Origin of the sequence: Pedobacter sp. Bi126, from assembly GCF_918698245.1 — a bacterium.
GTDB lineage: Bacteria > Bacteroidota > Bacteroidia > Sphingobacteriales > Sphingobacteriaceae > Pedobacter.
This window is the reverse complement of record NZ_CAKKMS010000003.1, coordinates 349,183-362,600: the sequence shown is the minus strand read 5'-3', so window position 1 is coordinate 362,600 and position 13,418 is coordinate 349,183. Positions and strand designations below refer to the sequence as shown.

Below are 13,418 nucleotides of genomic sequence, written 5' to 3'. Positions count from 1 at the left end.
CGGACTTACCTAGGTACTTCAATTTTTTTAATAATCTGGCTAACGATGTCGCTGGTGGTTAATCCTTCCATTTCTTTTTCAGGTGATAACAATATCCTGTGCGCCAATACAGGGCCTGCAACGGCAATAATATCTTCAGGCGTAACAAAATCGCGGTTTTGAATAGCAGCGAAAGCTTTTGCACTGTGTACAATTGCTAAAGATGCCCTTGGCGAAGCGCCCAGATAAAGTGATGAATTGTTGCGGGTTTCATTTACGATTTTGGCGATAAACTCCAATAATTTTGGCTCTACAAACAAATTGCGGATAATTGCTCTAGCCTCTTGTATCTGTTTAACAGACAATACTGGTTTTACATCGTTTAATAATGTTTTGTTAACTAAAGTGTGCTGAGCCATTAAAATCGCAGTTTCTTCCGCTAACGAAGGGTATTTAACCTCTATTTTGAATAAAAACCGATCCAATTGTGCTTCGGGCAGGCGGTATGTCCCTTCCTGCTCAATCGGGTTCTGGGTGGCCAATACCATAAAAGGTTCGTCCATGATATAGGTATGGCCATCTATAGTTACCTGGCGCTCTTCCATCACCTCGAACAAGGCCGATTGGGTTTTTGCCGGTGCACGGTTAATTTCATCAACCAGAATAATATTGCCAAAAATAGGACCTTTTCTAAATTCGAAATCTCCTGTTTTGGTATTAAAAATCGGGGTTCCTAAAACATCAGATGGCATTAAATCAGGGGTAAACTGAACCCTCGAAAATTCTGCATCAATAGATTTTGCCAGCAATTTAGCGCTCAGCGTTTTGGCTACACCAGGGACACCTTCAATTAAGATGTGCCCGTCGGCAAGCAAACCAACAATTAAGAAATCAATAACCTGTTTTTGGCCGATAATGATATTTCCAAGTACATTTCTGATTTGATTTACAGCTTCATTTAAGGCGCTTAAATCGGTACGTGGGTTAAACTGTTCTTGCTCCATTGCTTTGCGTATTTTTATAAAACTGTTCTATGCTTTCGTTTAAATTAATCAATTGGGTATCGCTTAAATCGCCCATTGTTGGCGTTTGGATAAAATGTTTAGTCAGGGTTTTGGCCAGCGCCTCATTAATGCCAGTTTTCTCTATTAGCACCTGAGCAAATTTGCTGTCGATATCGTTGGTCTTTAGATAATACCTCGTTCTTAAGTACTCCATAAAGTAATTGATCTTTTTTAAGGCTATATCGAGGTTGTTCCGCTCGTGGTAATAAACACTGCCCACCACATTAACAAAGGCCAAAGAAGAATTAGTAAGCGGATCTGCGATCGGGATAATTCTTTGCCTGCGCTTAATGTCGTACAAGACAAAAAGAATCAGACTAAATATTGCCAGATAGTATGCAAACTCCAGTTCATGATGTTTAAAGAATACCCTGAGCATATCGGTGGCAGTGTTCTTTTGGCTAGAAAAATATTCGTCGAAAATGAGCTGCTTATTCCCATATAAATAACTCAAGGTTTTAGCGGTATATTCTGCACCATATTTATCGAGGAGGTTAAAATTGGTATAAAAACCGGGTTCTGCGATAAGGTATAGATTGCCTTTTCCGTAAGCATAACGGATAAAATTAGGCTGGCCCTTCCCATTTACGCCAAGTATTGTTGTTTTGCTGCTGTCTACCTTACTAAAATACTGGCTGCCGATGCCTCTTTCAAAGCCATAGTTTGCATCGGTTTTTAACTCTGGATTGGTGAAATTTAAGGTACTTGCTTCGGGAGACATTGCGGTAGAAGTTTGCACTTTAAGTTCCTTCCTTATTTTTCCTAAATCATAAGTGGCTATAAATACATCATTGCCCGCTTGCATATATTTTATCAGCTGTTCAAGATCCGTTTTACTAATATCTGCCTTTTGCGCAATGATTATATAGGCCGTTTTATTGAATCTTTTAGATTTTAGCGTAGTATAAACGGCTGTTTTCGACTGTTGAATACTTGCCGAGGGCAAAATATCTTTGATTCTATTGTATAAAATATATGTTCCGTATGGGATTTTGTCTTTAATAGCATATGTTGGCGCCCAGTTTGTTGGCGTAGGCTTATTATACTGCGCAATTAAATAACCCAAAATTAGAATGGAACCGATAATCAGGTATAATTTGTAGCCTTTCATTTAATCTGGTTGTTAAACTGGTTAAACGATTGCTTAATAGGGTCGAATTTCACTTCATCGATAGGGAAATCGCCATACCAGATATAATCGAACTGTAGGGTAAGCTGGCTAAAATCGTTTCTCAGCTCTGGCTTACTGATTTCCATTAAATAATTATAATTGGTTTTATCGGGCTGCCATTGGATAATTTCGGCATCGCTCAATTTTTTTAGCGCCCTCAAGTATAAAAGCCTAACGGCCAAACGGAATTTTCTTTCGGCAACTAATCTTTGTAATTCCTGTTCATAATCTATCTCATGGATGTTTTCGGTAATTACATCGTATGGAAGGATTGTTTCTTTCGATTTTTTAGCGAAGATTTTTTCTGCTCCAATAACTTTAACCACAATAAATATGATCAGCGCAACGCCAAGTCCGATAAAAATATACCTGGAAAAAATGTTTGATGCTGCTCCCTGAAACAGTTCGCCGATAATACCCCAGAACCATAACCAAAATTTGTCCCATAACGATAATTGTTGTTGACCTATTTCATCGTATTGAAACTCTTTTTGTTCTTTATAATTGCTTATGGCCTCTTTATCAAATCTTGAGGCCACAACCTTACTGCTATCTGTTTTAATTACAACAGTTACAGGCTTAGGTTTAGCTGTCTGTGCTCTGTTGATTACCGGAATAAAAAACAAAAGAGAAACAAGAAGATATCGGAAGAGTGCGCGCTGCATTTTAATATTCTTCAGGTCTGGTATCAATCGGTTTTTCGGTATTGCCAAAATTTGAAATCCGTTCCATTAGGCCGGGGCTTTCTTTTTGTTCAACTAAACTGAAATACGCCAATGAAATGGTAATGATTGGGATGATGGTAAATACCTGGCACAATGACTGTAAAACTGTTGTAATCATGGTAAGTGTTAAAGACATGTGTGGCGTTTTATGGGTAAACATACCAATCATATTAAATAAACTTGTAGGTAAAATGATCATGCTCATACAAGCATAAACAATAATCCATACTACGATCAGCGTGCCAAAAGTAATCCAGAAATTATCTTTAATAATTTTGAAGCTTCTACTAAAAGAGTAACCTAAAGAACCATTTTCGATTACCATAATGGGGAACATCATGGCCACATAAGGGAATAGCCAGAAGCCAGGTACAAGGCAAAACATAAAAGCTATACATAACAGGATAATCAATAGGATAGAACTGCCAAAAATCCTGAAGAAGTAATACTTAAAATATCCCCATACTTCATCGGTGGTTGGTGTTTGGTTCCCTTTTTGCACGTATATAGCGATATAGGAAAGTATAGCAACACTCATACTGGCATATGTTGCTAAAGAGAATAAAATAGACAAGAAATATTCTAATCCATATAAAGCTGAAAAACCTAAGCCTTTGGTGTTTTTTCCATTACCGATGGTATTGATGATGTTAACCATTTTGTATTGTTGCAATAACATGGTTAACATGCTAGCCAGTACAAATAGGCCACAAAATGTGAAATATATTTTAATTAAGGGCTTAAGATTTTGACGCATGAAAGTAAAGGTGTCGTTAATCACCTGGCCGAAATCTCTTCTTTTCTTAAATTCAATTTTCCCTAGCATGTTAATTTAGTGTTGCTTGTTTATTGTAGATTTTTATAGGGTATATAAATACATACCAAATAATGAAAGCTGCGGAAGATAATAAGATGAACATACTTAACCATAGCGGCATCTCAGTATGTCGGGTAACAAAACTTTCAAAAAATGCAGCAACTATAAAAATCGGGATCAGGCCAATTACAATTTTTAATCCATCTTTGGCCCCTTTTAAAACTGAAGCCATACGGGTATACGTTTTGGGGAATAAAAGGCTATTGCCCAAAATTAAACCAGCCGCGCCTGCCAAAACAATTGCCGATATTTCTAATGTGCCGTGAATCCAGATAACCAAAACCGATTGAAAGCCTAATCCTTTACTAAAAAAGAAATATTGGAATGAGCCGAGCATCACGCCATTTCTGAATAATGAAACAATAGCGCCAAATGAGAATATAATACCCAAAACAAAGGTATATAGCGCAACATAAATATTATTAACCCCAATTTGCATAAACATCATAAACTCATTACTTTGTTTATAAACCCCAAACGGATCACCTTTGGCAATGTTTTCGTTTGTCATGTTTACATAACCATCACCCATAATCAATCGCACAAAAGTATCATCGTATTTTGCCGATAAAGCACCAATGGCACAAGAAACCAAGAAAAATGCCAATGCATAAAATACCTGTTTTCTGTGTTGTAGAAATATTAAGGGGAGTTCTGTTTTCCAGAAATGGATAAACCGGTTCGATTTTTCCTTTTTGTTTTTGTAAACGGATTGATGTAATTTAGAGGCTAAGCCATTGAGATAAGCTGTTGTTTTCGAATTTGGATAAAACGTTTTTGAGTAAGCCAAATCGTTAGTGATTTCGATAAACTGATTGGCCACTTCATCAGGATTTGCCTGTTGCATGGAATCATAATGTTGCCACTTCTTCGAATTCTGTTTAACAAATAATGCTTCTCTCATTTAAAGGCTTTACCAAATCTCGGGTTAAAATAGCTAATTTTTTATGGAAATGAAACCAATATTATATTCAGATCAATTAACCAGGCTGAACAAATATACATAGCTGAACAATCTAATATGAAAATATAAGAAAACTTTAGTTTAAAAAATAAAGATCGGCGTACAGCTTTATCTTTAAAAAAAATTATGTTTGAATATGGATAGTATCAGAATTAGCACTGCTCAAAATATTGATATTGATTACGAAATTGCCGGCCTTGGAGAGCGTATAGCTGCAAGGTGTATCGATCTGGCTGGATTTCTAATTCTCGCTATAATTACTTTAGTGGTAATGGGCGCTGCACAGATGGCGATGTCAGGAAGTGCTGCGATAGTTATTTTCTTTATTTTCCTGGCAATTTTTGCTCTCTACGACCTGGTTTGCGAAATCACCATGGATGGCCAGACTTTAGGAAAGAAGGTGTTAAAGATAAAAGTAATTAGTATTGATGGTACACAACCAACACTTGGACAGTATATTTTTAGGTGGTTATTTCGGATGATCGATTTCGGCTTCCCGTTTGGATGGGGCGTTGTAGCACTGGTTTCTGTAGCAGTAACCAAAAACCATCAAAGATTGGGTGATATATTAGCAAAAACGACATTGATTAAAACTAAACCAAGAACCGAATTTTCCAACGTGGCTTTCAGTTTTAATTTACCTGAAGAATATGAGCCGCAGTTTAAGGAAGTTCTGCATTTAAACGATAGAGATATAGAACTAATTCACGAAGTGTTAACCGGCTATTACCAAACTGGGAATGCTGATTTAATTTATGCCATGGCGTCTAAAACCAAAGAACACATTTTTGTAACTATTCCGAGCGGGATGAATGAGTTACAGTTTTTAGAGGCGGTGCTAAAAGATTATAATCACCTTACTGCTACAATGGCCTAGCTAAGCAGCAAGATAGTTGAATGGTGAGTAGGGCAAATTTCTGGCGATCCAGAATATCATTACGATAGCAAAAATTATTTTAGGTGTATTTGGGCTATACCAAAAGCGCATCACCAGGTTCTTCTTTGTTGAAAAAGAATAAATTTTGAAAGTCAGCTGGGTAATGAGTAGTGGTAAACTGAGTACAAGGAGTAGGTTATATCCTGCAGCTTTTTTAATATCCAGGTGGAGCAGGGCATGTATTGCCCTTTGTGAACCGCAACCAGGGCAATCGAGGTGTAAATATTTGTGGAAAGGACATTCTGGGAAGAAATTGTACATCTCAGGATTAAATTTATAGTAAATTATCACAAGTGCTAACCCTATAACGATTCCTAAGATGTACGTTAATTTCATCTATCTGTAATTACTCATCATGGCACCGCCAAAACCTAGCACCACAAAAAATAATATATATAAGACATAAACTCCAATTCCAATAAAGAATCCAATTTTTGTCCATTTGCCGGCGGCTTGAGATGCTGCCTGAGCCCCTGCATAGTCGCCCATGGCATATTTACTATTAACATTAGCTGCATTTACAATACCAGCTATTCCAAAAGGCAGGCAGCAGAATAATGTAACCAGAATTGATTCTACAAGCCAGTTCTTTGGTGCTGGGCCTTGATTTCCGAATGGTGTTTGTCCAAACGGTTGCTGACCGAAGGGTGCTTGTTCTTGAGGTTTTTGATCTTCCATAGTATCAACTTTTAAGTATATTAATTTAAATAGTTAAACTAAAATATATTTTTTAATTTAAAAACAGCATAAACAAACGTTTAATTATTTCAATACATTTGCCACTTTTGGTAATAAAGCGGTTGCCCATTCTGCGTACATTTTAGCACTTGGGTGCAATCCGTCGCTCGCCACTAACGACAAATCAGTTGCTGCATTTCGAGATGAGGGGGTAATATTGGTATAGTTTACGCCAGCTGAAAGCGTAATTTCTTGATTTGCAGCGTTAAAGCTATCGATTTCATTGGCAATCGTTTGTGGGTTTCGCCCCGAGTTTTGGCCAAAGGGCGTAGCGCCCCAATCTGGAATAGAAACTACAAAAACCTTATTCTTGTTGCCTCCGGCAAAAGCGATTGCCGTTTGTAACAATTCTGTGAATTCCTTTTTGTACGTATCTATCGGATAACCCCGATATTGATTGTTTACACCAATTAAGAGCGTAACAAAACTATATGCGCCTGTTAAATTCTCCTTTTTTATACCTGCCTGAAGTTCATCGGTAGTCCAACCGGTAACCGCAACAATTTTTGGATTTGCTACACTGCTACTTTGAGCTTTTAATAAACTTTGAAGCTGATAAGGAAAAGATTCTGCCTGTCTAACCGATTCGCCAATGGTATAAGAATCGCCAAGTGCCAGATATGTAAAATTACTTTCTCCATTTGAAGAAGCTTTTGTTCGGTCAGTAACGGGTTCAATAGGCATAGGCTGTTGTTTTGTGCAGCCCGAAGTTAAGAAAGAAAATAAAATGGCGCTTAATAAAATCTTCATAGTTTAATCTACGAATTAGCGTTCGGTTTAGTTTTACTCAACCAATTAAATCAGCTGCATTTTAAAGAGCTTGGCAATATGATTCTTTAATTTTCCTTTTACTTCTTCCATATCAAGATGATAACCCAGCTCCTTTGCTAAAGAAGTTACAGCTTTATCATCAATACCACATGGTACAATATTTTTAAAGTAATCTAAATCTACATTTACATTAAAGGCAAAACCGTGCATGGTAACCCAACGGCTGCAACGAACACCCATGGCGCATATTTTACGAGCCTTTTCGTTATCGGCATCTAACCACACCCCCGTAAAACCAGGATAACGGCCAGCTTCTATCCCATAATCTTTTAAGGTAAGGATAACGGCTTCTTCCAGCGTGCGCAGATATAAATGTATGTCGGTAAAGAAGTTATCAAGATCAAGAATAGGGTAGCCCACTAGCTGCCCCGGGCCATGATAAGTAATATCGCCGCCCCGGTTTATTTTATAGTAGGTTGCCTGTTTATCTTTTAATCCCTGCTCATCCAATAATAAATTTTCGGGATGCCCGCTTTTACCTAAGGTGTAAACATGTGGGTGCTCGCAAAATACAAGATGGTTTGGGGTAGGCTTATTGGTATTGTTTACACGGTTTTCTGTCTTAATGGCCACCGTTTTATTTAACAGGTCTTCCTGTTTATCCCAGGCTTCCTGATAGTCTGTTAAGCCCCAGTCTGTAAAAATAGTTGGCTTTAAATCTGTCGCAATTGCTTTTTCCGCTGTCTCGTTCATCTCCATTTATTTTAAGAATTGCTGGCTACATAGCCTAACATGTAACTGTCTTTGGTTTTAAAGTAATTAACGGTCAGCTCTCGCGTACCTGTTGGCAGTTCTACCAATGCATTTAGTGAGCCTTCTTTTTTTAGCTTAAAAGGTTTAATATGGATATGCTGTTTAAATTCTAAACCTTTTTTGCCATGCCACTTATAAATAGCTTCTTTAGCGCACCACGCAACATATAAGCCATCCGTATTATCTCCAATCTGTTTCTGAGCAAGTTCTACATCGCTTAAAAACTTGTGTTTAATGCTTTTTATCTTGTGCTTAATCAGTTCGATATCGACACCTACAGCATGATCTTTGCTAATCATTACGGCCGCATAATCATAAGAGTGGCTTAACGAAATATGATAGTCGAAATTAACCAGATAGGGCTTGCCATGTTCATCAAACTGACAGTCGATATACTCCGTTGTATTAAGCATTGTTCTCAATAGTAATCTTGTGCTTAACCAGTGCAGTAACCGCTTGCCGCTGTTTAATGACGAGATAATGTCATGTTCATGCTGCTTAAGCTGCAGTCCGGCCAACAATTCTTCCTCCGTTTCTTCAATTTTCCAAATTGCTAAAACAGAATGCTGATCAATATTTTTATTGTAAATTATTGGCATTGATTAAATTGGAGATTACATGCAAAATTATCTTAAATAAATGATAATTTAGGCCAAAAATACGTATAAAAATGATATTATCTGATAGCAGGATATTAGAAGAAATTGAGAAGGGAACAATCATCATTGAGCCTTTTAAACGCGAATGTTTAGGAACCAACTCGTATGATGTGCACTTAGGGAAATACCTGGCTACTTATAAAAGCCGTGTGCTCGATGCGAAAGCGCACAATGAAATCGAACATTTCGAAATCCCTAAAGATGGTTATGTCCTTCATCCAGGTACGCTATATCTTGGTGTTACTTTAGAATATACCGAAACACACGGACATGTGCCTTTTTTAGAAGGTAAAAGCAGTACCGGCCGCTTAGGTATCGATATCCATGCAACGGCAGGTAAAGGAGATGTTGGTTTTTGTAATACCTGGACATTAGAAATATCAGTAGCACAACCAGTAAAAATTTATGCCGGAATGCCTATTGGCCAATTGATTTATTTTGTTGTTGAAGGTAAGATCGAAACGATGTACAATTCGAAGGGCAATGCTAAGTACAACAACAAAACCACCAGGCCGGTAGAAAGCATGATGTGGAAAAACAAGTTTTAGAGATTGCTTAACTGCCAACAGCCAATTGAAAACTGGTATCTTTTTCTTTTTTGGAAATGAAAGCCAGTGTGCTATGGCTGCTTTAGCCCCGCCGTTCGCTGTGGTCCCGATAGAAGGAATCGGGAGCCGCCGCTGCTGTCGGGTTTATGATTAGCGGTTTTAGTCTCTTGGCACTAAACATTGTCCCTAAACCCGATTAAAGCAAACACGGAGTGCAACGAAGTAAAGCGTAAAGCGGGGCCGTGGCTGCCAAACGCTCAGAACCCCTCATTTCCAAATCAATAGCCTATAATTTTTTTTGTTTTGGAAATGAAAGCTGGTGTGCTGTGGTTACTTTAGTCCTGCCATTTGCTGTGGTCCCGATAAAAAAAGGCACCCCATTTTCAAATCCATATTGATGAATTAAGGTGTTTCTCTAACTGTGAACTAAAAATTTAGATTGAAACTAAATTTCATGGTATCTTCATAAAAATATGCCTTAGGTTTTGTACCTTGACACATATTTATTTGTTACCCAACCACATGAAACTCAAAATTACTCTCGCAATCAGTTTTCTATCTTTACTTATTGTTTTTGCCGCATTTAAAATGGATGATGATCCATTTAGTCAGCTCTTGCAAAAACTCGAAGATTATACCAGTAAAAATCCGCAAGAAAAAGTTCACCTTCACTTAGATAAGCCTTATTATGCCATTGGCGACGATATTTGGTTCAAAGCCTATGTTGTAAATACCAAGACTTCGGCCCCTTCGGGCATTAGTAAGATCCTGTATGTGGAGCTGATAAATGAAAAAGATTCGCTAAAAAAACTGGTTAAGTTACCTATTATGGGAGGAATTACCTGGGGCGATTTTAAGTTAACAGATTCACTTGGTGAGGGTAATTATAGAATTAGGGCCTATACCAATTACATGCGGAATTTTGGCACCGAATTCTTTTACGATAAGACAATTAAGATCGGAAATAGCTGGGCTAACAAAGTTTTTACAAAAACTTCTTACAGTTTTACCAAAGAGAACAATGCAGATAAAGTAATGGCAACAGTTCATTTTGAAGATAAAAATGGCGTGGCTTACAGTGAAAATGAAGTAAGTTATGAAGTTCAGTTAGATTACCGTACCGTTACAAAGGGTAAAGTTAAAACAAGTTTAACAGGTGATGCGGTAATTAGCTTCACAAACAACCAGTCTTTCCAAAATAAATCAGGGAAAATTATTGCGACCATCGCACTGGATAATAAACAAAAAGTTATCAAATCTATCCCGATCACTTCCACATCTAACAATGTTGATGTACAGTTTATGCCAGAGGGAGGAACACTTGTTGAAGAATTGCCCCAAAAAGTTGCCATTAAAGCTGTTAATGCCGATGGCCGCGGTGAAGATGTAGAAGGAACGATAGTAGACGAAGGGGGAAATGAAGTAACCAGTTTTGCCACCAATTATTTAGGTATGGGTAACTTTGTGTTTAACAATCAGGCCGGTAAGTCATATTCAGCAAAGATTAAATTTAAGGATGGATCAGAAAAAACGTTTAAATTACCTGTGGCAGTTAAAAGTGGTTATGCACTTTCTGTAAATGCTTTAGATACAGGTAAAGTGGTGGTAAAAATTATGGCCAGTGCCGATCTTGTGAATGGCAATGAACTAAAAGTTGTGGCACAGCATGGGGGCAATGTATATTATGGCTCGAAAGCTAAAATGGATAAACAGGTATTAGTGGCCAATATCCCAAAAAAGAACCTGCCAACTGGTATTGTGCAGTTTACTTTATTTTCAAGTACCAATCAACCTTTGGCAGAGCGGTTGGTTTTTATTAATAACAAGGCCGAACTAATTGATGTATCGATTAATGCATCAGGAGTTTCTGGTTCAAAAAGAGGAAAAGCAGCCTTTACTTTCGATGCTGCTAATGACAGCAAGCCCGTTTTAGGTAGTTTTTCTGTTGCTGTAACCAATACGGCAAAAGTAACACCTGATGAAAATAATGAGTCTAATATCCTCACCTCGTTGTTACTTACCTCTGATTTGAGCGGTTATGTAGAGAAACCCAACCATTATTTTTTAAAGGATGATCTTCAAACACAAAAAGAACTCGATAACTTAATGCTTACCCAGGGCTGGAGAAGATTTCTTTGGAAAAATATTATCAATGGTGTTGGTCCGAATATTACCTATAAACCCGAGCAGTCTATTACCATTAGCGGAACGGTAATGAAAGGCAATAAGCCTGTACCCGGTGGTAAGGTAATGCTTATGGCTACAAAAGGAACGATGTACATTTTGGATACGGTAACCAATGCTGAAGGAAAATTTGTTTTCGATAATTTAAGTTTTGGCGATAGTACAAAGTTTGTTGTTCAGGCCAGAACTAAAACAGAAAGGAAGTTTGTAGATATTAATCTTGATATCGTTCCCGGGCAGATTGTAACCAAGAATAAAAATGGAGCCGATATCGATATCAATGTGAATAATACTTTGATGAAGTATATTAAAGAAAGCGATAACTATTTTAATGAGATGACCCGTTTAGGCCTGCTGGAGCGGACCATTAAACTAGAAGAAGTAACCATTACTGAAAAGAAAAACCCTGCGAAGAACTCATCCAACCTGAATGGTGCAGGAAGAGCGGATTTCGTGATGACAGCCGATCAGCTCACTACCTGTGTTACCCTTTCGCAATGTTTGCAAGGGCGGTTACCGGGAGTGATATTTAGAGGTAATATACCTTACCTTATGCGTAGTCAGGATACGCCTATACAGATTATTGTTGATGGCATGCACATGGAAGCTGATTTTCTGGATAATGTTACTCCTAGTGATGTAGAATCTATTGAGCTTTTAAAAAGTATCGGTAATACAGCCATTTATGGTTCGAGAGGAGGAGGAGGCGTAATTATTATCACGACTAAACGTGGTGATGGGGGAAGAAGTACCGATCGTTATGCACCAGGAATTGTAACCTTTAATCCAAAAGGATTTACGATTTCAAGAGAGTTTTATTCGCCAAAATATGATGCAACAAGCTCAAACAGCAGGACCGATTTCAGAACAACTATTTATTGGAACCCACAGGTTGTTACAGATAAAGACGGAAAAGCACAATTCGAATTTTATAATGCAGACGAACCTGGTACCTACCGTGTAGTAATAGAAGGAATAGATGCTATAGGGCATTTGGCGAGAAAAGTTTACACTTATGATGTTAAATAGAGAAAAATAGATAAATTTGAATTAGTATGCATGCATAGTTTATGCTACGGTATATTTATCTTGATACTAGATTCTTAAATCTTGATACTATTTAAAATATGAATACAATGAAAGTAAGTGTTAAAGACCGCCTGGCAACCATTACGTTAGATAGAGGGAAATCGAATGCCTTAAACCGAGAGTTGATTACCGAGCTTGACGATATGCTTAAAAATATTACCGCCGATGATAACATTGGAGGAGTAATTTTAACCGGTACAGCACCTTTCTTTTCCGCTGGATTGGATTTAGTAGAACTTTATAACTATAACGAAGAAGAGGCTAAATCTTTCTGGCAGTTGTTTTTAGGTTTTACAGCCAATATGGTCTCATTTAAAAAACCGATGGTAGCCGCAATTAGTGGCCATAGCCCGGCCGGCGGATGCGTAATGGCATTGGCCTGCGATTATCGGGTAATGGCAGAAGGACAATATATTATTGGACTTAATGAGGTGCCAGTAGGTATTATTGTGCCAAATAGTATTTTTCAATTGTATGCGTTTTGGTTAGGTAAGGCCGAAGCCAGTCGTAGTTTGCTTTCGGGTAAACTTTACAGTCCTGAAGAAGCTTTAAAAGTCGGTTTGGTTGATGAATTGGTGAAAAATGAAAGTTTGTTAACGGCTGCCGAGCGTAAGATTAAGAAATACATGGAGCTCGAAAGTAATACCTGGTCGCAAAGCAAGTTAAATATCCGAGAGGAATTAATTGCTGCCGTAACTGCAGATCAGTCGGCTATTTTAGAAAAAATGTTAGCACAATGGTGGTCGCCGGCAACACGCCATATTTTAAAAACAATTTTAGCTAACCTGCAGCGAAAGTAATCCGTTTGCAGTTGTCGGTTTTCAGTTAACTAATTACAACAATTAACCGATTAACCAGTTTCAACAGTTAACCATTTAACAATTCCCAGCAATTTAACT

14 protein-coding genes are annotated in these 13,418 nt (G+C 37.7%); 4 read left to right on the top strand and 10 right to left on the bottom strand.

All coding sequences use genetic code 11. The features are described from left to right. Nucleotides 1–5: 5 nt before the first annotated feature. From LQ201_RS11710 to LQ201_RS11690, 5 genes are read right to left on the bottom strand one after another with little or no spacing between them, the layout of a single operon-like run. Nucleotides 6–983 carry a MoxR family ATPase gene (locus LQ201_RS11710; RefSeq protein ID WP_230142545.1) on the bottom strand — a complete coding sequence of 326 codons (978 nt, stop codon included), beginning with the start codon at nucleotides 981–983 and terminating at the stop codon, nucleotides 6–8. After that, on the bottom strand, nucleotides 964–2,154 hold the full coding sequence (locus LQ201_RS11705) for a DUF4350 domain-containing protein (protein ID WP_230142543.1): 1,191 nt from the start codon (nucleotides 2,152–2,154) through the stop codon (nucleotides 964–966). The genes LQ201_RS11710 and LQ201_RS11705 overlap by 20 nt, the downstream gene beginning before the upstream one ends. Further along, on the bottom strand, nucleotides 2,151–2,879 hold the full coding sequence (locus LQ201_RS11700) for a DUF4129 domain-containing protein (RefSeq protein ID WP_230142541.1): 729 nt from the start codon (nucleotides 2,877–2,879) through the stop codon (nucleotides 2,151–2,153). Before LQ201_RS11700 ends, LQ201_RS11705 begins: the two co-directional genes overlap by 4 nt. A gap of 1 nt (nucleotide 2,880) precedes the next feature. Beyond that, on the bottom strand, nucleotides 2,881–3,765 hold the full coding sequence (locus LQ201_RS11695; protein WP_230142539.1) for a hypothetical protein: 885 nt from the start codon (nucleotides 3,763–3,765) through the stop codon (nucleotides 2,881–2,883). A gap of 1 nt (nucleotide 3,766) precedes the next feature. Then, a complete protein-coding gene (locus LQ201_RS11690) occupies nucleotides 3,767–4,720 on the bottom strand; it encodes a stage II sporulation protein M (protein ID WP_230142537.1) in 954 nt (317 codons plus the stop codon). 196 nt (nucleotides 4,721–4,916) lie between these two features. Between LQ201_RS11690 and LQ201_RS11685 the strand changes: the two genes are divergently transcribed. Beyond that, complete coding sequence (locus tag LQ201_RS11685) at nucleotides 4,917–5,657, top strand: RDD family protein (protein ID WP_230142536.1); 741 nt, start codon at nucleotides 4,917–4,919, stop codon at nucleotides 5,655–5,657. Here the strand turns inward: LQ201_RS11685 and LQ201_RS11680 are convergent, their stop codons facing one another. The 5 genes from LQ201_RS11680 to LQ201_RS11660 form a co-directional block, all read right to left on the bottom strand. Then, nucleotides 5,658–6,053, bottom strand: coding sequence for a DUF2752 domain-containing protein (locus LQ201_RS11680; protein WP_230142534.1), 396 nt, complete (start codon nucleotides 6,051–6,053; stop codon nucleotides 5,658–5,660). After that, nucleotides 6,054–6,395 carry a CD225/dispanin family protein gene (locus LQ201_RS11675; protein ID WP_083488603.1) on the bottom strand — a complete coding sequence of 114 codons (342 nt, stop codon included), beginning with the start codon at nucleotides 6,393–6,395 and terminating at the stop codon, nucleotides 6,054–6,056. Nucleotides 6,396–6,479: 84 nt separating this feature from the next. After that, on the bottom strand, nucleotides 6,480–7,205 hold the full coding sequence (locus LQ201_RS11670; protein WP_230142532.1) for an SGNH/GDSL hydrolase family protein: 726 nt from the start codon (nucleotides 7,203–7,205) through the stop codon (nucleotides 6,480–6,482). 45 nt (nucleotides 7,206–7,250) lie between these two features. Further along, nucleotides 7,251–7,979: a lipoyl(octanoyl) transferase LipB gene (gene lipB / locus LQ201_RS11665; RefSeq protein WP_230142530.1), complete on the bottom strand. Its 729-nt coding sequence runs from the start codon at nucleotides 7,977–7,979 to the stop codon at nucleotides 7,251–7,253. 11 nt (nucleotides 7,980–7,990) lie between these two features. Then, nucleotides 7,991–8,638, bottom strand: a complete 648-nt coding sequence (locus LQ201_RS11660; RefSeq protein ID WP_230142528.1) for a 4'-phosphopantetheinyl transferase superfamily protein — start codon at nucleotides 8,636–8,638, stop codon at nucleotides 7,991–7,993. A gap of 71 nt (nucleotides 8,639–8,709) precedes the next feature. Here LQ201_RS11660 and dcd point away from each other — a divergent pair, with 71 nt between their 5' ends. From dcd to LQ201_RS11645, 3 genes are all read left to right on the top strand, one after another. Beyond that, entirely contained in the window at nucleotides 8,710–9,246 is a 537-nt protein-coding gene (dcd, locus tag LQ201_RS11655) for a dCTP deaminase (RefSeq protein ID WP_215129483.1), read from the top strand. Between the two features lie 522 nt (nucleotides 9,247–9,768). After that, nucleotides 9,769–12,459, top strand: a complete 2,691-nt coding sequence (locus LQ201_RS11650) for a carboxypeptidase-like regulatory domain-containing protein (RefSeq protein ID WP_230142525.1) — start codon at nucleotides 9,769–9,771, stop codon at nucleotides 12,457–12,459. Between the two features lie 98 nt (nucleotides 12,460–12,557). Further along, nucleotides 12,558–13,319 carry an enoyl-CoA hydratase/isomerase family protein gene (locus tag LQ201_RS11645; RefSeq protein WP_230142522.1) on the top strand — a complete coding sequence of 254 codons (762 nt, stop codon included), beginning with the start codon at nucleotides 12,558–12,560 and terminating at the stop codon, nucleotides 13,317–13,319. Nucleotides 13,320–13,418: the final 99 nt, after the last annotated feature.